The organism is Mucilaginibacter paludis DSM 18603, assembly GCF_000166195.2.
GTDB classification, from domain to species: Bacteria; Bacteroidota; Bacteroidia; order Sphingobacteriales; family Sphingobacteriaceae; genus Mucilaginibacter; species Mucilaginibacter paludis.
The window spans coordinates 475,506-496,023 of sequence record NZ_CM001403.1 but is presented as its reverse complement, the minus strand read 5'-3'; the positions used below and the strand labels follow the sequence as shown (position 1 = coordinate 496,023).

The 20,518-nt window shown below is 47.9% G+C and carries 10 protein-coding genes and 2 tRNA genes; 3 read left to right on the top strand and 9 right to left on the bottom strand.

Annotation, left to right across the window (positions count from 1 at the left end; translation table 11 throughout):
* Positions 1–4: 4 nt before the first annotated feature.
* From MUCPA_RS01910 to MUCPA_RS01900, 3 genes are all read right to left on the bottom strand, one after another.
* A complete protein-coding gene (locus MUCPA_RS01910) occupies positions 5–985 on the bottom strand; it encodes a glycosyltransferase family 9 protein (RefSeq protein WP_008504124.1) in 981 nt (326 codons plus the stop codon).
* 2 nt (positions 986–987) lie between these two features.
* The gene (locus MUCPA_RS01905; protein ID WP_008504123.1) at positions 988–2,685 is read right to left on the bottom strand and encodes a DNA polymerase/3'-5' exonuclease PolX; all 1,698 of its coding nucleotides are present in this window, start codon (positions 2,683–2,685) and stop codon (positions 988–990) included.
* Positions 2,686–2,982: 297 nt separating this feature from the next.
* The gene (locus tag MUCPA_RS01900; protein ID WP_008504122.1) at positions 2,983–4,779 is read right to left on the bottom strand and encodes a hypothetical protein; all 1,797 of its coding nucleotides are present in this window, start codon (positions 4,777–4,779) and stop codon (positions 2,983–2,985) included.
* A 798-nt stretch (positions 4,780–5,577) separates the two neighbouring features.
* Here MUCPA_RS01900 and MUCPA_RS01895 point away from each other — a divergent pair.
* Positions 5,578–5,650 (top strand) — tRNA-Pro (locus MUCPA_RS01895).
* Between the two features lie 4 nt (positions 5,651–5,654).
* Positions 5,655–5,727: transfer RNA gene (locus MUCPA_RS01890), tRNA-Ile, on the top strand.
* A 1,169-nt stretch (positions 5,728–6,896) separates the two neighbouring features.
* Here MUCPA_RS01890 and MUCPA_RS01875 read toward each other — a convergent pair.
* From MUCPA_RS01875 to MUCPA_RS01850, 6 genes are all read right to left on the bottom strand, one after another.
* On the bottom strand, positions 6,897–7,181 hold the full coding sequence (locus tag MUCPA_RS01875) for a hypothetical protein (RefSeq protein ID WP_008504121.1): 285 nt from the start codon (positions 7,179–7,181) through the stop codon (positions 6,897–6,899).
* Between the two features lie 333 nt (positions 7,182–7,514).
* Positions 7,515–10,226 (bottom strand): hypothetical protein, encoded by a 2,712-nt coding sequence (locus MUCPA_RS01870; RefSeq protein WP_008504120.1) that lies wholly within the window; start codon positions 10,224–10,226, stop codon positions 7,515–7,517.
* 1 nt (position 10,227) lies between these two features.
* Positions 10,228–12,582, bottom strand: coding sequence for a hypothetical protein (locus MUCPA_RS01865; RefSeq protein ID WP_008504119.1), 2,355 nt, complete (start codon positions 12,580–12,582; stop codon positions 10,228–10,230).
* Positions 12,583–13,356: 774 nt separating this feature from the next.
* Positions 13,357–14,052 (bottom strand): hypothetical protein, encoded by a 696-nt coding sequence (locus tag MUCPA_RS01860; RefSeq protein WP_008504118.1) that lies wholly within the window; start codon positions 14,050–14,052, stop codon positions 13,357–13,359.
* Positions 14,049–15,203 carry an AAA family ATPase gene (locus MUCPA_RS01855; protein ID WP_008504117.1) on the bottom strand — a complete coding sequence of 385 codons (1,155 nt, stop codon included), beginning with the start codon at positions 15,201–15,203 and terminating at the stop codon, positions 14,049–14,051. Before MUCPA_RS01855 ends, MUCPA_RS01860 begins: the two co-directional genes overlap by 4 nt.
* Entirely contained in the window at positions 15,200–15,844 is a 645-nt protein-coding gene (locus tag MUCPA_RS01850; RefSeq protein WP_157543790.1) for a hypothetical protein, read from the bottom strand. Before MUCPA_RS01850 ends, MUCPA_RS01855 begins: the two co-directional genes overlap by 4 nt.
* Before the next feature lie 763 nt (positions 15,845–16,607).
* On the opposite strand from MUCPA_RS01850, the gene MUCPA_RS35555 reads away from it, so the two are divergent.
* Complete coding sequence (locus MUCPA_RS35555; protein WP_008504115.1) at positions 16,608–20,324, top strand: PAS domain S-box protein; 3,717 nt, start codon at positions 16,608–16,610, stop codon at positions 20,322–20,324.
* The last annotated feature ends 194 nt before the right edge of the window (positions 20,325–20,518 follow it).

Below are 20,518 nucleotides of genomic sequence, written 5' to 3'. Positions count from 1 at the left end.
CTATTTACAAATTATTTGCAAAAGTAGCAACTTCTTGCTCTGGTATTTCATTCATACATTTAAAATGACCCAAAGGACACTTTTCGAGTCCGAATTTGGAGCAGGGGCGGCAGGGCAGTTCAACGCCAATTACCTGCGCATCCTTTACCTGGTAGGGTTGCACACCTAAAAGCTCAGGCACGGTGCCGCCCCAGATAGAGGCTATGGGCACGTTAAATGCCTCGGCTATGTGGGTTAGGCCGGTATCAAAGCCAATTACTTTTTTTGCTTTTGATACCAGGAATACCGATTCGTCTAAGCTGGTTTTGCCGCAGGCGTTGTACACCTGCGGTCCCAGGGCGGCTTCAATTTCGTCGGCATTAGCCTTTACATCGTTACCGCCCAGTAATACCACCGGATGGTTGATTTGCCTGCAAATGCTGATGATTTTGCTGTTGGGCATGCGCTTGGTGAAATGTGTGGCGCCTATAATAAAGGCCACGTAGTTTTGCTGGTGCGATGGCGGGAGCAGCTGCTGCAAAGTATGGTTGGCCTTAATATAATAATCGATAGGCAGACCATCGTTTTTTACGCCCAAAAAGCTAACGGTTTGCATATAGCGCTCCACCAGGTGCGTTGGCGGCACCAGTTTTAGGCGCAACTTTAACGATAGCCATTTGCGTACGGTTTGCTTTTTATAGGTTGATGATTTGATGCCCGTTTTTAACTTGATGAGGGCCGTACGCAGGTTGTTATGCAGATCAATAATATAATCGAACTGCCCGGCGCGGATCTCGTCAATGGTGTCGGATAGGCTGCCCTTCAGCAAATGCAGCTCATCAACATAGGGGTTATTATCGTAAATATATTTAAACGCCGGTTTGGTTAAAAAGTGAATTTGAGCGCCGGGCAGCTGCTGTTTAAGGCAACGCACTATGGGGGTGGTATAAATAATATCGCCCATGGAGCTAAAGCGGATAACCAGAATTTTTAAGCCTTTATCCAAAATTATTTGTTGCTGATGGTGGATGCGTTTGCTTTACGCGATGCAAAGCGTTGTTCTATCTCGGTTAGGCTAAGCGCATTTAGGCAGCGCTCTTTATACAAGCCGCCTTTGCGGGCCGCTAAAATACCGTAGTGCATATCCAAAAAGCCCTCGTTACGGTGCGCATCGGGGTTAACGGATAGCCATACGCCTTGGTCTAAAGCGTATTGGTGCCAGCGCCAGTCCAGATCGAGCCGCAGCGGGTTGGCATTAATTTCAATTACCACGCCGTTGGCCGCGCAGGCGTCAATCACCTTTTTATAATCAATACTGTAGCCGTTGCGGCTTAGCAATAAACGACCGGTGGGGTGGCCCAAAATGGTGGTGTAAGGGTTCTCGATGGCCTTAATCAGGCGGGCGGTAGCCTTTTCTTCGGCCATTTTAAGGTTGGAGTGTACCGATGCAACAATAAAATCAAAACGCTGCAAAATCTCGTCGGGGTAATCCAGCGATCCATCGCTCAATATGTCCGATTCTATGCCCTTAAAAATATGGAAGCCCGGTGTTTTTTTGTTGATGTGGTCAATCTCCTCGTGCTGCTGCAATACCCTTTCAATGCTCAGGCCCTTGGCGTAAAAGGCGCTCTTGCTGTGGTCGCAAATGCCCAGGTACTGTAGTTGCAGGGTATCGCGGCAGTACAGGGCCATTTCTTCCAGCGTGTTTACGCCGTCGCTCCAGATGCTGTGGTTGTGCAGGGTGCCCAGCAGGTCGTCATAAACAATCAGCGTGGGTAATTCAGCCTCGGTAGCTTTTTTAATAATGGCGGCCCCTTCGCGCAGTTCGGGCTCTATGTAAGGCAAGCCCGCCTCCTGGTAAATCTCTTCCTCGGTTTCGGGCTGAAAATCAGTATCATGGATGCGCTTTAATACGGCATCAACATGCTCTTGGTTCCCGGTTTGGATAAATACTTCTTTATAAAAATCAGCCGTATCGGTTAGCACGATGCTGATCAGCAAGCCGTTTTCGGTTTCGCCGCTCATGGTGTTTTGCTCCACGCGGATATTTTGGATGGGGTTTTCTTGCTGTAACACACCAATGTCTTCCTGCGGATCGCCGCTGCCTATCACCAGGCAAAGCTCGGTAACAATCTCGCAGCGCCTGCGGTACTGGCCACACACCATCATGGCGGCATCGGGCAATATTTTTTGCAACTGCTCCTGCAAACCCGCCACCAACGGCTCCACCTGCGAGTACAGGAACTTGCCGTTGCTGGCCATCCTAAACTCAATGGCCTTCCGGATCTCTTCCTGTGTTTTTAAACCGAAGCCCTTGGCCTCGATGAGGCGGTTCTCGTTACAGGCATAAAACAGTTCGCCAACGGTCTCGATATTGAGGTCGTGCCAAATTACGGCTATCTTTTTGGGGCCGATGCCCTTAATGCCCATCATCTCCACCACGCCAGGCGGCGTGGCCGCCAGTAGCTCGTCCAGCTCTATCATGGTACCGGTTGTGAGCAGCTCGGCAATTTTGGCGGCTAAGCTTTTGCCAATGCCATCAATTTTCTCCAACTCATCAAGCGGTTTGGAGGCAATGGCGAAGGGCAATTTATCTACCTTAAAAGCGGCATTAGCTATCGATTTGATTTTAAAAGGGTTTACCTCGTGCAGTTCCATCAGTTGGGCGAGCAAACGCAGGGTACGGGCTATAGGTTTATTTTCCATTGAAATGATCGGGTGGGTAAAAATACAAATTTTGTTTGGAAGGGAGGGGGAGGAAGAAGCAAGAGGTTAGAGGCAGGAAGCAGGAGGATTAGAAGCTGCGAGAAGCGGGATGTTAGAGACAAGAAGCGGGAGGGTTGGTGGTGGGGCTGTTGTAGCTGGTAGCTTTTGGGGGATTTGTCTGGTGCGTAGGCAAAATCATCCTTTGGCCCATGGATCGGCGTTCTAAAAAATTAAGCAGTAATAATTATCAGGGTATTTTATCACCCTGATAATTATTAATTTAAGCCTAAAGTAGTCTTATAACTTTAAATTTAGGCTGTAGCCAAATTGTAATTGGTAAAAATCATCCTTTCGTTCGCTAAAATTTAAATAATTAGAGAACCTTACAAAAAAGCAATTTTTGGGGTTGGTGCCTGGGTAATAATAAGTTGTAACGTTAAAATTCATCAATCGGTTAAATCCGGAATTGGCGTAAAGGCTGTTTTCGTTAAGTTGCTGAAATAAAAATTTTGCCGAACCATCAAATCCGAAATTATTGAGGCGTTTACTGGTTAATCCTAACTCAAAATATTGCGTGTGGAAGGTTCCGCTGCCGGTTATCGAATCTGTTTTGCTTGTTGCTTTATTAACATAAGTAATATTGGTTGCGTTATATTGATATCCGTAGTTGAAGTATAAGGTATTGGCCGGCCGAAAATCCCACCTGAAAATATTGAGTTTGATACCCACATTGAAAAAGCTTCTCTGGAATAGGTTCATCCGGTTGATGTCGGTTTTGGTATCGGCTATCTTTACTGTATCAAATTTGCTGTCAAATTTACTCATGCCAAAATAGGGTTCTAAGCCATAAAAAACATACATAAAATGATTGCGGATATTTTTTCGATGCACGTAAATTTTAGATTTAGCCTCAATTTGTAAAAGGCCATTTGCCTGGTTATTTAAGGCGCCAAAAAGGTCGGTAAAAGCTCTGAAATCAACAAATGAGTTTAAGCCGGCGTTGGCGTACACTTTAAGCTCTTTTACAGGATGCTTGGCATTATTGGTTAAAAAATAAGTTCCGTCGGACGGGAAATAGTTGAAACGTTGGTTAACAATAAAGTCGACAGCATCTTTAACAAAAATATAACTGCCATCTACCGAGTTTGTTAATTTGTCGTCAAATCTGCTGGCAATATCCAGTATTTGGATAGGCGCATCTATGTTTACATAATTTGAGCCGTCTAACATCCTCACCCGTAAAAATTCTATTTCACCTTCCTTGATGGTTACGATAACAGAATCGATAGTTTGGGGCTTGAGGCGGTATTGAGTGGTTTCTGTTTTATCGGTGCTGGTACCCTTTTTCTCGGCAGTTGATGTGTCGTTTTTTTTTGTAGTAACTGTTTTATTAACAATCATGTCTTTTGTTGTCGCATCAGTATTGATTGTCACGTTTGTTGTTAGGTTGTTTGATGTAGTCTGGCTTGCTTTTCGTAATCTGTCTAATAACGATTTCGATTTAACTTCATCCGATCCTGGTAATACAGCGCTGGCATTTTTTTGAATAATCAGTTTCCCGATATAGGTTTGCGTGGTGTCGCCATTTAAAATCTGAGCTCTTAAAGTACTTAAGTCGGCCTGGATGTCGGCATTTGATTTTAACAATTTGGCTTCCACCGTAGTAGGTGCCCGGGGCGATGGTTGATAAATAACCAAGCAGCTATCGAGCGGTTTAGAGTTAAGCTGTTGCGACAGCGTTATTTTGAAAATAGTGGGTATGGTATCGGTTGTATCGGCATGTAAGGTGACTTTTATATCACGTTTAACGGGCATGTTTTTACCAAATGTGATTTTTTGGGGATTAGGGGTTATTGAATAGGATGCTTTTGAAATACCGATTTTTGCAACGTTAATATAATAATAAGAATCGGTCGTACTGTCGGTAGGAACGGTGTTAGCAACCGATACAATGATGTCTTGTGGAGCATTTTTCTGATAGACTACCTCCGTTTTTTTTTCGTCAATAGTTAACCGGGGGGTGTTTTGTGCTTTGACACAGAGAGGCAAGACGATTCCCCATAGGGAATACTGAATTAATTTACAGATTTTCATAAAATGTAATTTGGTTAGGGTTTGATATGATATTAATTAATTATTTTAATTATTATGCAACTTGCTGGTTTGTAGGTTATATTTTTAATTATATGTAATAAATATATAAAATAAATTGAGGATGTGAAAAATAAAGGCTTGATTTTTTGCTTATGATGAGGTTTGATATTGAACATGGCCAGCACAATACAGATACAGGAAATTATTAATAAGCTATTGCTGCTAAAATTGCTGCGGATTGATTGCCAGTGCAAAGCAAGGTTGGTTTGCTGCCGAGTGGGCCTATAATTATTAGCAAATGGATTTCCCTATCAGCAGATGCCGCTGCCACTTTTTAAGAATTGTTTATTAAAGGATGTATTTTTGCATAAGCCGCAACTTTTTAAACTTTCTAACTGATAACTCAATTGACTTCCCCAATGATTAACCTGTTGTGCAGCGTTAGCGATAGGAGCGGATACCGGCCCGTGGCTAAGGCTTGCGCAGTATAAGCGGATAGCGCGGGCCGGAGGCAACGCCCTATATATAAGAGACAAGATGCAGGAAGGGAGAGGCAAGAACCGGTTTCTGTGGATAGTATACCCCGAGGCGATGATTTTATACCTTACTACACTAAATAAAAAATATTTAATAAAATGTTTTTTATTTAAATATAATTTGTATTATTGCAGCATGAAAACAATACAAATACAAAGCCAATTTCCGCAACTGATTGATCAGGGGTGATGGGTATGTATTGATAAAAAAATATAAACTTCAAAAAATCCTCTTAGATCGTCTAAGGGGATTTTTTGTTTTAGGGTAATATATCAATTGGCAGATTACTTGCTTTGGGAGCATGAGGTTGTGGGTTCGAGTCCCGCTTACCCTACACTGGAAATATAGCTCAATGGTTAGAGTAGCACCCTTATACGGTGTCGGTTAAAGGTTCAAGTCCTTTTATTTCCACTGGTGGTGATGGTTTGAGGTATGGTGTTTGCTTGTCGTAATTATGCCTTAACTGCGGAGTTGGCAACATGTAGCGGGCGGTAAGTTTGTGGCGCTGGCTGCGGTGTGTGCTTTTATAATTTCCTATGGTGCAACGGTAGCACGTCCGGTTTTGGTCCGGAAGATTGTGGTTCAAATCCATGTAGGAAAACTATGTTTAAATATTAAATAATATGAATGGTGTGGTTTTTGAGGGTATTTTTTTGATTGGTGTTTCTTTTTTAGCGGCTCTATAAAACTATGTCATCCCGAGGTACGAGGGAACTTTTGCGCGAGCCAGGTATGCTTTAGGGCTTTTTAATGGAGTAGAGTTATCGCTCGGAGGAGTTCCCTCGTACTTTATAATGACGTCTTCTTAAGTTATTGACTATCAGTGCGTCTGTTTTGCTCTGATAATCAGTATTCTTAATTTAAATCATCGGCCCGCTCAATCGCCGCGGGAAGGGCTAGTTACGTTATTCACTATTGTTTGTTTTTGGTGTGAATGAATGCTACGCAGTTTTGTCTTGATACAAAAAGTAACCAAAAACCGACCGGAGGGAGCTCATGAACATCTAAAAAAAACAAACACAGGTGAATAAAATCAAGACTGCCCGATCCTTCCGCCCACGGGCCCAGCTCCCGGCCCGGCGTGCAGTCAGGCCTTTGCGCACATTTCCTGTCCGCGCAAAATAGCCTACAGGTTTCAAACGTCATCTCTGTTTTTTCCGGGGTGAGGCCCGGTGGGTTCCTCAATGACATAGTTTAAGATGCTTTTCAAACGTCATCCCTGTCTTTTCCGGCTGGCCGGATTGGTCTCTCGGATGGCAGGGCGGTGAGTGCGGGTGCGGGTGCGGTGCGTTTAATCTCTCGCCGAACTGATTAGCCTACGTTTTGATCGCTCGCATAGAACACACCCCTCCGCCCCTCTCGAGAGGGGAATCGCGCTTTCCCTCCGCTTTTTTTCGTTTATTTTATTGATTATGAACCTGTTTGGTTGACTCCCCTCTTGAGAGGGGGTGGGTTAGGCGGTGCGGCTGCAGGGGGTGTGTTTCTGCGCGCGACGAACTTTTGCGCAATTACTTGTCGCTTGCATAGAACATCCCAACGCTACTTGCATCCCAAAGCGAGGTTGCTTGCGGTAGTGTTTATTAATGTATGAATTTTTCAAGCTCACTGTAAATTTCCTTTGCCTTAAAAATTGCCTCATCGCTCTCTCCAACAAGCATACTTCCATAATCTTCATCAATAACAAGTTTAAATATAACGTCTTGAATGGAGATTATCCAAATTCTTGAATAAGGTCCATCAATTTTCTCGATAAGATTCGCATTTAAATTAGCTTCAAATCTTTCAAATAATTCTTCCGCATTATCATAATTAATTAACTCATCAAAGAAAATCTTAATGATCTCTTTACTTTCAAAACAATGCATAATTTACTTTTTTAGGTTTTACTCCTGAACTCTGATTAACGGAGCTTCTTGAACGCGTGGCTACACGTTGTGAATGTATCTCTAAGCATATAGACTGCTTGGTTGCACGAGTGAGGCTTGCGGTACACTCGCGACGAACTTTGCGCAATTACTTATCGCTCGCATAGTACACACCCCTCCGCCCCTCTCGAGAGGGGAATCGCGCTTTCCCGCCGCTTTTTTGTTAATGCGCAACAACCTAACTTTTCAACCTTCCAACTTTACAACCTTCCAACTTTACAACCTTCCAACTTTTCAACCTTCCAACTTTCAACCAACCCCCCGTACCTAAACTCATTCCCCCATATCATACACCGACACCCGGTTGTTAATTTCTAAAAAGGCGCAGTGGTTGCGTTTGGGGATGGCCAGGATGCCTTTAATTGGGTATTCGGTGGTGATGCTGTGTTCTGATTCGGGCGTTTGGTGGGTTATGTTAAATATTTCGGCACGGTTGCCTTCGGCAACGGCCAGGCGGTTGTTGCCGAGCAGTTTAATGTTGGTGCTGTGCATACCGGTGGCAAACAGGGTGCTCGATATGTTCATTCCTTTTAGGCTGGGTGTTACTATTAGGCAGCCGGCTTCGGTGCGGAGTGCTATTTTTAACGCGGTGTGCTGGCCGGTTACGTCCATTTGTAAAATGGGGCTCGCTACATCCAGTTCTTCCAGCGGGCCGCCGGGCGCATAGCGCAGCAGCACCTGGCCGGTAAATAAATAAAAGTGATTATTGCGCCATACCATGCCCCGATTGCTGAAGTTCAAGCCGCGCTGGTCGAGCGATTCACTGGTGGGCGTATTACAGGGGTGACTGGCTATGAGCTGACCGGTAATGCTAAAATCAGAAAATGTTAAACCTTGGGCATGCTGAAGCACAGTTATCCCTTTATTGCCGTTTAGGCAATAGGTTAATGCCTGCCGGGGCAGCCAGTCCAGTGTTTTTAGCCCGAACTCCCGCTCAAAATACGAGTAGGCTTCCAGTTTTTGGTCAATGTTTTGGGGTATCTGTTCGCCCGCTATCCACACATGGTCGGACAGGTCCTGGTCGGCCAGTAGCCAAAGTGAGGTGGTGGAACACTTGTTGGTTAAATATTGGTAGCTTACCTTGCCTTGCCAATTGGCGCGCAGTAGGAGCAGCTCATCGCCCTTAAGGCCAATACCCAATAGCTGATCGTGATAGGTTAACATGCTGAGCCACACCATATCCTTCCGGATGTCGAGGTATATGGCACGCGGTTTTACCGGCGCCACTTTTAGGTGCTGGTTAATAAAGCGCCCGGCATCGGCTGCCAGCAGGCTATCGTTGGGTATAAATTTGCTCAGCAGCTTTAGGCCGCTGGTATCGCCCAGTTCGGTTTGTTGGTTAACAATATCGTAGGCAATGCCCAGGGCGGTTTGCTGCAGGCGGGCATCGGGGTATTGCTGGTTAACGGCGGCCAATACGGTTAAAAAAGGCGTTTTTTTAGCGCGGGATACCTGGGCGGCGTACACTTGTTTTATTTGCTGTGGCAGCTGGCTATCATCGGCCTGGTGCTGCAGCTCAAAATATTTTTTGAGGCAGCCTTCGGCATCGTTGGTGTGCTGCCAGCCTTGCAGCAATAAGCCGAGGGCCTCATCCTGCTGCTGCATTTTATCAAGCTTAATGGCGGCGGCTTTTTGGTAATTGTGCCCGGCAGTGTATTCGGCCACGGTTTGGTCGTAGTATTTAAAGGCCTGGTCTTGCTGGCCCAATACGGTAAACAAGTCGCCGGCTTTTTCTAATTGATTAAGGCCGATATAAATGGGGATGGCCTCGGTAAGCAGTCCGCCTTTTTCAAGGCATTCGGCGGCCTGGCGGTCGCTCTTTAAATGGTCGCGGTACAGGGCGGCGGCTTCGCGGTAATATTTTCCCTGTTGCAGGGTATTGGCGGCGGAGTAAAAATCGCCCAGCAGATGGGCATAAATGTAAGCCGCTTTTTTATGATCGCCACGGGCAATGGCATCGTTGGCGGCCTGCATATAGCGTTGCCTTAGCTGCACGGAATAGGCATCCACATCCCAGCCATCAACGGCCTGGCCGCCACCCAGGTTACGCAGGTTAAACTGCACGGAGCGGCGTGTAAGCTTGCCCGATTGCGGCCCTTTGCCCCGGTTAAGGTAGGGGCTATTGAGCGGGATGGCGTATTGCAGGGCCTCGTCGGTATTGTTATCAAACAGATCCATCAGGCGCTTTAACTCACTGTCGCGCTGTTTCATCAGGTCATCCAGCTTTTGGCTAATCTGCTGATCTATTTTTTTAAACCATTTGGCAAGCGGGGTTGTATTGCCGGGCCGGGGTTTAAATATAAAAGCAAACAAGGCCCATAGTAATTTACCTATCAAGGCCAGCCCCGGCAGCATCAACAGCGCCAGTTGGATGAGCCAGCTAACAACCCGGCCGCGGCCAGGTTGCCGGGCATGGGCGGCAGGTATATCGGTAAGGGGCTTGCTGCCCACATCCTCATCCTTAAGGGCATCCAATATATCGTCGCTATCATCAGCCTCCAGGCTAATGGAGCGCAGCGGCGGCGCTGCCGGTAAACCAGGATGTGCCAAACCCCAGTTGGCGGGCCGGGCCGCAGGCAGTTGGATGAGCGAGGCCAAATCGAGCTCGTCGGTACGCTCAAAGCCCACCAGGCCTATTGCTGGATGGAATACCTGCACATCCCACAGCAGCAGGGCTTTTAATTCGGCGGCGCTTACCACAGGATGGAGTGATGCCCTTACGGGGATGAAAAGCTTAGGGTTAATTTGCGTATACGGATGTTGGATAAGTTGCGCTGGCGGCACCTGCCCGGCGGCAAACCGCACAAATAAACCTGCAGCAGCGTTAACGCCGATGCTTTGCGGCATTATAAAGCATTGCAGGCTTTGCAAATCGGTTTGCCAAACATTCATCTGCGTAAACCACTCCTGGGGCGTGTGGCCCGGTACAAATGCCCCGGTTACAGGCTGGTTTGTGTTTTCTGTATATTTTAATTGCAGTTGCATATTACTTTAGCGCATCAATAAAGGGTTGAATGTATTGTTGATAAAACTGACCCGGCGGCAACACCGTGGTTGCGCCCGGCCCCAAAAAATAAGGCGAGCCGCATACCGTGCCATCGGCTGCCCAGCAGGCGGTAGGTTTATCAAGTACCAGCAGCAGGCTTAGTTCGGTTAGGCTGCTATCGGCGCTTTTTAAGTGAAGTAAACCGCGCGAATCTAAAACCATTTGGCTGCCGTTTGGCCAGGTAAATTTGGTGAATTTTAAATTAGGCAGGTGCTCAACCACCATGTTTTCTTGCCCAACGGGCTTGGTCCACTCAATGGCGGCCAGTTTGTTTTCGGTTAAAAATAGGTAGTTGCCGCTTTTAACTTCAAGCCCGTGGCTATCAATAAACAGCCGCCCGCCAGTATGCAGGTAAATGCTTTTGGCCGAGTTAATTACACAATAGCCGTTATTAATTATTTTTTTAATGTGGTTTAATATCTCGAATTCCAGCATAACGGGCGGTTGCTTAAACACGTCTGCGTCCAGGCTGCCCGGCAGGCGTCGGCCCGTCATCGGGTCGATGGTTATTACATCGGTTCTGGTTTTAATATAAAACAGGTTATCCACGTAGCGTACCTCTGTTGCATACACATCTTCCGTTTGGTGTATCATGGTGTTGCAGTTGTTGGTATCAACCTGGTAAATTTCGATGCACTTAAACTGACTCACCAGGATAAACAGGTAGGTGCCGTTTTCGCCGCAGTAATAGCTGCCGTTGCTAATTACATCAACAAGCTCTATGGCGCCTTTGCCTTTATCTGTCCAGTACAGCACCCGGTTATCGCGGGTAATCATCACCACCCGGTTGTTGCTCAGCTTAAAGGTATTGCCATGCTTCAGTTTGATTTTTGAAGCCGGGAACAACAGCGGGAAATGATCAGCAGCCAGCATGGCGGGCAAGCCAGTCCCTTTGTTTTTTTTGCTGATGGACTTATAACTGGTAAATAAAACTTCGTTAAGGTTAATTAAGGCCTGGTTAACCAGCTTGTGCCTTTTACCGGTAAGGTGGTAAAGGGCAATATGGCCGGTGCGGCTAACCTCGGCCAGGTAATCCAGCCGGTCTCGCACCTGTAAAAAGGCTGTCATAAAAGCGGCATCCTCGCGGTAACCTTCCCCGGTAATTAAAATATATTTTTGGTTTTTATCCTTTTGCGTGCTAAGCAGTTGGTGCAGCTGTCGGCCGCAATGCAGGGCAGCGTCCAACTGTTCGAGTGTGTGGATGATGCCGCCCTTGGTAGCCAGATCCATCGCGCTGGTTTGCTTGCCGCCCAGAGCCCAGGCCTGCATATGGCCCTGCTTTTTACTTTGGCTAAAGGCCAGGGCGGTTGCCAGCCCAAAAACACGGGGCAGGCCCCACATTTTTAAGGTGGTATCCAGCAATACGTTCCATTGCTGCTGCTGGTTGGCGGGTAATTGTTCGCGCTGCAAAAACAGGGCTTCGTTATGGGCTAAGCGGGCGGTGAGCAATAAATCGTCCTGGGCGAGCTCGCTTAATAACAGCTTGTCGAAATGACCACGGTTGCTGATATCAGATACGCCGCCGACCGACTGATCACTACTGCCGCTCAAATGCATGGGGATGTTGAGCGCCGCCATCACTTTTCGCGCCAGCCAGGCGATGCCCGCGGTGTTCGCGTCGGCAGTTAGCTGGCCCATCAAGTCGTCCTGCTCCGGTTCAGGGGCGGGTAATGCTATTTTGGCCGGGGCGGGTAGGGCGTTGATGCCGGTGCGCAGCTTCAGCTCAAGCGCCTCCACATCCGGAAACTGCTCCAGGGCCATCACCAGCGGATTTAAATCCGACCAAAGATCGGCAAAATCAAACTTGCGGTATTCGTTAAAAATCAAATGATCCAACTCCCCACTGTTAAACAACTGTAACATGGCGTGGGTGTGGTTCCAGTCGGTTTGGCTGCCATGCTCCAGCACCGCCTGGCACAGCGCTATCCGCTTGGTGCCCGAGCGATACACCATAGGCAGGTTATTCACCAGTTTTAAAAAGGCAAAGGCTTTGTGGGTTAAACCGGCAGCTAATTTATATTCGGGGGCCTCAAACCCGGTATTAAGGCTTAACTGGTGCAGTGTGCCTTGCAGCTGAAACAGGTTATCAAAATCTTCCTTGCAGGCGCAAAGCAACAGCAGGATAGTACCCGCGTGGATATCCGCCGGAAGCGATAAAGCCTTCAGTATAAAAACAAAATCTTCGCGGTAAGCAATGGTGCTGCCGTTTTTAAACTCCAGCACGTTGCCGTTTTCGGCCCAACGCCAAAAGTAATGCTCAGGCGGTTGGAAGTATTGGAGGGTTTGGTTTTTCATATTTTGTTATAGTCGATGGTGTTTTTTAGTCCATAGTTTTTTAGTCCATAGTCCATGGTCCATAGTCCATGGTATCTTTTTGGTAGTTCATAGGTGGATCGTGTTTTAAGTTGTTTCCATCTTTTTTTTTCGTTAATTTTTGATTATCAATACGTTTATTACTGCGTTAATAATCAGTATTCTTAATTTAGAACATCGGCACGCTCAATCGCCGCGGGAAGAAGCCCCACCCAACCCTCCCCGGTAGGGAGGGCTTAAAAAGTCTCCCCTACCGGGGGAGATTTAGAGGGGGCTTTTAGAGGGGGCTTTGGACTGCCCGATCCTTCCACCCACAGGCCAGCTCCCGGCCCGGCGTGCAGTCGGGGCCTTTGCGCACTTTTCCTATCTGCGCTGGGTAATCTCCATTAGGTTCAAACGTCATTCGTGTTTTTTTTCGGTTGGCCGGATCGGGTACTTAAGAATACATAGCATGTTGCTAATTAATTATTTACTTTAAAAATGAGATCTTAAAACAGTATTGAAATTTAACGAAAAATATTATTAGCCAAATCTTGGTTTATCCTATCATTTACAAATCGAATTTTTAGTACCCATAAAGAACGTCATAGCCATTATAGTTAACAGTGGCCATGCCATGAACATCAGCCATACACCATGGACCATCGACAAAAAAACTATTGCCATGGACCATGGACTATCGACCATGGACTAACAAAACTATTGCCATGGACCATGGACTATCGACTATGGACTAAAAAGCCATGGACTAAAACACTAACTCAGCCTCACCGCGCTGCGCCTGGCCGGTTTAAAGGCCGATAGGGGCACTTCTTCCCATTGTCCGTCGCTGTCAAACAGCATTAAAAATTCTGGTTCGGCGGCTTCGGGGTTAAGCAGGGCGGCAATGGCGGGCGGGTTAAAATCAAAACCGGTGGGCAGCAGCATTTGCCGGTTTAGCCAATAGGGCTGCCCGGCTATGGCTGGCAGCGGCTTGCCCATAATAAGCACCTGCCCCTTTGCCGATACCGCGAACTGTAGCTGTGCCAGCCTTACGCCGGGGGCGGTTTCGGCATAAGCCTTCCACCCGGGCAGTCCGGTTACCAGGGCGTGGGGCTCCATAACCTGTGCTGATCGCGATAGCGTTAGCGCCATTTTGCTTTTAACCGTGCCCGGCATGGCCGATACCGGCAGCTCAACCGGTATAAAAGCCATCAGGGGCTGCCAGTTTAATGTTGGTAGTTTACCAACCGGCGTTTGTGCTCCGAATAAAAAAAGCAGTTCCTGTTGGTCCATCATATACCAGCGCAAAACCGGGATCGAGGCCGTTAGCTTATCCGGCGAGCCTGCGGCGGCAAGGCCGCGCAGCCAAATCTGCTTGCCATCGGCGGCGGCCTGTAGTCCGCTTATGCCGCGCAGCGCGCCCAGGGCAGGGCGATATCGCTCTTCGAGCACTATCAGTTTTTCTTTCATGCGGTGTGCACTATCTGCTTCCAAAGCTCATCAATGGGCGCCTGCACATATTTGCGCTGTTCCTCGTTGCCAATCCAGTCGCAGCGGCTGTTCAGGTGCGACAGGCGGTCTTTAATCAACGATCGTTCGGCCAGCGTAGTTTCCGGCTCGGCCCATTGTAGGCTGAGCTTTTGTACTTCGCTGTAAATCTCGTCGGCATCGGGCAGGGCGTTAAGCAGTGCGCGGGGATGGCGGCCGGCATCGTCGGCGGCCATATCTACCACGGTGTTCACAATATTGCTAATCACTTCGCGCTGCTCCTCGGTATCCCAAATGTGGCGCAGCACCCATAAATCCGAGGGGATGGCCGTTTGCCGCTTGCAGATGAGCGCGCTGGCCGCAATGAGCCTTTGCAGCTTTACGGCGCGCCTGTCGGATACCTGCAAACCCGCGTTGCGCAACTGCTGTATCAGCTCGATGTACTGCGGCCTGATGGTCTGCAAATCAATTAGCGATGTATATTGCTGCAGGCGGCGTATCTCGTCGGTACCGATGCTGGGCCGCTCGGCGCCTGTTTTTTGCTCCAGCATCCAGCCCGCGTTAAGCAGGGCGTTCAGTTGTTGCGGCTCCACGTTATCGCAGCGCACGCGGATCAAAAACCTGTCGAACAACGCTTGCAGGGCCTCATCCTCCGGCAAATGGTTGCTGGCCCCAATCACCATCAGGGCGGGCAGTTGCCGGGTTTCGCGCCCGCGCCTAAAAATCTTCTCGTTCAGCACCATCAGCAGGCTGTTTAAAATGGCGCTGTTGGCGTTGAGCAACTCATCCAAAAATATCAGCGAAGCCTCGGGCAGCATCCCCTCGGTATTGGTTACCAGCTCACCCTCGCGCAGTTTACGAATGTCGAACGGGCCAAAAAGCTCGTTGGGCTCGGTAAAGCGGGTAAGCAGGTACTCAAACGTTTGGCCATCCAGCAATTTGGCCAGCTCGCGCACGGTGGCGCTTTTGGCCGTACCCGGCGGGCCCAGCAAAAACAGGTTTTCGCGCCCAACTAAGCAAATGCCCATCAGGTCGATAATTTCGTCTTTGCCTACAAAGGTGTCTTTCAGGTGCTGTAAAACCGCTTGTAGCTTATCAATGGTTAAAAATTGTTTATCGGTAGTTGTAATCATAAGTCGGGTAGCTGTTCGGGCAGCACCAGCAGCTCAAGGCCGGGCCAAAGCAGGGGCTGGTGCATGCCCAGTATTTCATCAAGCGCGGCCCGTTCGGTCGCGCCCTTTAACCTGCCCGTATCGGCGTGCTGTATAATACGGTCAAGGTAAGTGTATTTGAGCGAGGGGTGGGCCATAATAATGGCGGTATCCACCTCAGGTTCAATATTTAAGCCAACCGACGAGTAGGGCCACTGTGCCGCCGTTTGCCGCAAACGCTTTACCAGCTCATCGCCGGGCGCAATGCCGCTGCCCAACCTCAAAAGGCTGGGCAGGTGGCGTAAAATTAAATCGGCCGAGTAAATAGCATCGGCATTGGCCGGGCCGCTAAAAGGCTGCAGGTACTCGTCTATCACGCTGGCACCCAGGTTGCGCAGCATCATCAGCTGGGTAGCGTGGTACAGGTATTGCGCGGCCCAAAGCGCCGCCGCAGCGTCAAAACCGGGTGCGGGGAAGGGCATCTCAAGCCGGTCGGCCTCGTAAAACTGCATCATCAATCCGGTTGATTTCGCCAGGTCATCCCCCTCAAAACGAGCCATTTCCCGGGGTAAAATCACCTCGCCCCGGCTAAATAAATCGTTTAAAAATTCGCTTAGTTTCACCTCGCTTAAATTAAAGCATTTTTTTTGATTAAGCAATCGGGGGATGGTTATTTGGTTATTAAGTTATTGGTTATTAGTTACTGGGTTATTGAGTTATTAGTTATTAAGTTATTTGTTATTGGGTTATTAAGTTATTCATTATTTGGTTATTTGTTATTGGGTTATTAAGTTATTCGTTATTAAGTTATTGTGCCTATTGGCAGGTTGTTGTTAGGTGTTTGTTCATCAAAAATATTCATTAACCCCAATAACCTACCAGTCATCTAATAACGTAGTAGCTTACAAATTACATAGTAATCAGCAACTTCATAACCTACCAATCATCTAATAATCAGCAACCTAATAACAACCAATAACCAATAACCCAATAACCAATAACCAATAACCAATAACCAATAACCCAATAACCAATAACCCCCAACAGGGCGTTGCCTTCGGCCCAGGCTATCCGCTTATACTGCGCAGGCCTTAGCCACTGGGCCGGTATCCGCTGCTATCCTTAACGCAGGGCATTGTTTTACTGCTGAGCCAACCATTAACGGCCTGCCCGCAGGCTAACCGGAGTATTTTGCTGCTTAATAATAGTTGTTTGAAATAATATATTATTTCGTCAAAGTGTGTTTTTTTAAAAAATCCTTTCTATATTAGTACCTCTGCTTATGCCATATAATGAGATTGCATTTTTGCAACCTAAAGAGATTTAGTTAATTAAATTTAGTGGTACCCAATTATAAACCCCGCACTGCCTAAAGCGGTGTTATTTATGAATAATAATATTGATGAGCAAGCCGCCTCAACAGGGCCTGGTTTAACTATGGTTATTACCAACCCGTTTTGGCAGGTACAAAGCTGGAGCTATTGTGCTTGCGCGCGCTATGGCTATACCGAGCACGAGGCGCTCGGCCAAAATATAGCATTTTTGTTTGCCGATGCCGCAGGCAAGCCTTTATATTGCAACCAAAACATTCAACCGGCTTTGGCGGGGGGCACACTAACCAAGCGCCAAAGTCAAATAACCAAGGCAGGCCGTGTTTTTGAGACCGAGGTAACGTTCACCGCCCTTTATGATGCCAATAGCCGGTTAACTACGTACCAAATTATGCTGCAAGCGCCTGATGGCGAGGCAGAACCGGCGCCTCTGCAAACTGATAGCGGGCAAAACGGCCAGGCTGCCGAAGGCCCCGGGAGCGGCCTGCTTGCCCAAAAGGTGCAGTTTATACAAACCATTACCGATAATCTGCCCGCCATGATAGCCTATTACTCGGCCGGTTTACAATGCCTGTTTGCCAACCAGCCCTATCAGGATTATTTTGGCCACAACGGCAAATCGGTAATTGGCTGCCACAAGCGCGACCTGATGCACCCCGCCGAATTTAACACCCATCAGCAGCACCTGTACCAGGTACTGGCAGGCAACGCCCAAAGGTTTGAGCGTAACTTTGTAAAAAACACTGGCGAAACTATTTATACCCTTACCCAATATCTGCCCGATTTTGATGGCCATGCTGTAAAGGGTTTTTACTCGCTGATATACGATATCAGCGAGGTAAAAGAAGCCCAAACCGAAGTAGCTGTAAAAGCGACCCAGATTGCAGACTTGCTCGAAAATATTGACGACGGCTTTATTACTATTGATTTTGAGCTGAAATTTAGCTACGCCAACAAACGCATGGGGCAATTGGTTAATATGGAGCCTACTGCACTTGTAGGCAAGCACATCCTTGCCCTTTTCCCCGAGGCCGAAGGTTCGGTTACGTTTAAGGCCATCCAAAAAGCGCTTCGGCAGCGTGAATACATTTGTAACGAAGATTATTTTGCACCGCTTGATTTATGGCAAGAAAACCGCATTTACCCATCGGCAGGTGGTGTATCCATATTTATACGCGATATATCTGAACGTAAACGGGCCGACGACCGGCTGCGCCAGTATAACGAGCGCTTCAGGCTGATGAGCAGGGCCACAAACGATGCCCTGTTTGAGTGGAACCTCGAAACCAACGAGGTTTGGTGGAGCGAGAGCCATTTTACCCTGTTTGGTTTTGACCCCAAGGGGCCCGTACCCAGCCAGCACGAATGGCTACAGCGCCTGCATCCCAATGAGCGCCAAATGTTTATTGATCTGGATAAGCGCATTCGCGAAAAACTGGTTTTTAGCTGGCAGCAAGAAGTGGTATACCTGCGTGCCAACCAAACCTGGGGTACCTTGCTTAACCGTGGTTTTGTGGTGGTTAATGCGCGGCAGCAGCCGGTACGCATACTGGCTTCGTTTATGGATATTACCGACCGTAAAAATGCCGAACGGCAAAAAGAGTTGGTGGCCTATATAAGCCAGGTATTTAACGAGCAAACCAGCCTTAATCTGGCTTTGCAGCAGGTGCTTCAAAAAGCATTGGAGCATGGCGGCGCCACGCTGGCCGAAATTTGGCTTACCAGTGCCGATCAGCAACGCATCATCCTGGAGGCTAAAAGTGCGCGGGCGCCACAGGGGCATGTATTTTTTGATGACAGCGCCGATATAAAAAATATGGCCAGGGGCGAGGGGTTGCCCGGCACTACGCTGGCTGCCGGTGTTAGCCAGTTTTGGCGTTATGATGATCCGGATGCCGGTTTTGTGCGCCGCGGGCCCGCCATTCAGGCCGGTTTAAAATCGGCCTTTAGCATACCGCTGTTTCATAACCAGGATGTGATAGGGGTATTGATACAGCGCTTTGATACCGATGATGAATTGTTGAGCCTGTACCCCGGTTTGTTTGAAGCGATTGGCCAGCACCTGGGTACCGAAATTAAAAATAAACAACTGGCGCAGCAACTGCAGCAGGTTTTTGATTGTGCGCCCGATATGATTTGCATTGCCGGTACCGATAGTTATTTTAAAAAGGTTAACCCAGCCATGAACGCCCTGTTGGGCTATACCACCGAGGAGCTTTTGAGCATGCCGATAGACAAATTTTTGCACCCGGCCGATGTGGCTGGAAAAAACAAGCGCATGCAGGCTTTTGCGCAGGGTACGCAAACTATTTATTTTGAAAACCGCTACATCAGCAAATCGGGCAAAATAATATGGCTTTCGTGGACGGTGAGCCGCGCGCTCGAAGATGGTTTGCTGTTTTGCGTGGGCAAGGATGTATCGGACAAAAAAGAACTACAGATGATGCTCGAAAAGGCTACCGATTTAGCCCGTATAGGCGGCTGGGAGGCAGATTTGATTTTGGGTAAGGTGTATTGGTCGGCCATTACGCGCCAAATTATGGAGGTTGATGCTGGTTTTGAACCTGATATTCAAAAATCCCTGGATTTTTATGGCGAAGGGCAGCACCGCAGGCAAATGGTTGAGGCCATCAACCGGGCTATAGACAAAGGTATCCGTTGCTATGCCGAGTTACAAATTACAACAGCCAAAGGAAAGATTAAGTGGGTTAGGGTTGTTGCCGAGGCGGAGTATAATGCCGAAGGCGTGTGCATACGTGTGCATGGCAGTTTCCAGGATATTGATAAGCTAAAGAGAGCCGAAATTGCCGCTAAAGTAGCCCTGGCCGAAAAAAAAGCCATTTTGGAGAGCCTTGGCAATGGCTTTTTTGCTGTTGACCGCCGCTGGGTTACCACCTACTGGAACAGCACTGCCGAAAAAACCACCGGGCGGCTGCGCCACACCATGCTTGGCAAATACTTTTGGGATAGCTATCCGGAGTTAAAAACGCGCGAATCGTACAAGCAGCTAAACAGCGCTATGGAAATGGGTAGGGCCGTCAATTTTGAAGATTACTCCCCAAGCCTGGATACCTGGTTCGGCATAAGTGCTTACCCTACCGAAAACGGCCTGTCGGTATTTTTTAAAGATATTACCGAACGCAAACGCACGGTATGGGCGCTGCAGGAATCGGAGAAACGGTATAGCGACCTGTTCCATCTGAGCCCACAGCCCATGTGGGTTTATGATATGGCAACCCTGCGTTTTTTGGATGTAAACGTAGCCGCCCTGCAGCATTACGGCTACACCAGGGAAGCGTTTTTAGCCATGACCATACGCGATATACGCCCTGCGGAGGATATTACCCTGCTCGAAAAAACTTTGGCTGAATCACACGCCGAACAGAATGTAAAACTTCACGGTGTTTTTAGGCACCGCAAAATGAACGGCGAAATAATCCAGGTAGATATCCAAAGCAATAAAATAAGTTACAAAGGCAAACAGGCCAAGGTTGTTTTAGCCAGCGATGTTACCGACAGGTTAATATATGTTAAAGCCATCGAAGACCAGAACAGAAAACTGCGCGAAATTTCGTGGATCCAGTCGCACGTTGTCCGTGCGCCACTGGCGCGTATTATGGGCCTGGTACCCCTCATTAATGCCCTCAACCCCAGCGACCCTGAACAGCAACTCATCTTCAGCTATATTTTACAATCGGCCCGCGAGCTCGACCAGGTGATAGGTGATATTACCGCCGTAACCGGAGTGGGGAGTTTAGAAGCTGTAAGTTAGAAGTTAGAAGTTAGATGCAAGAAGCAGGGGGGAGAAGTAGGAGGTTAGATGCAAGAAGTTAGATGCAAGAAGCAGGGGGGAAGCGTTTTGTGTTTAAAAGAAACAGGATCAGGTTATTAAGGGGACTTCGTGATGCCTACTTAAACAATCAACCACTTTCATCTCCCTGTCATGCAGGCCGGCAACACTATTAG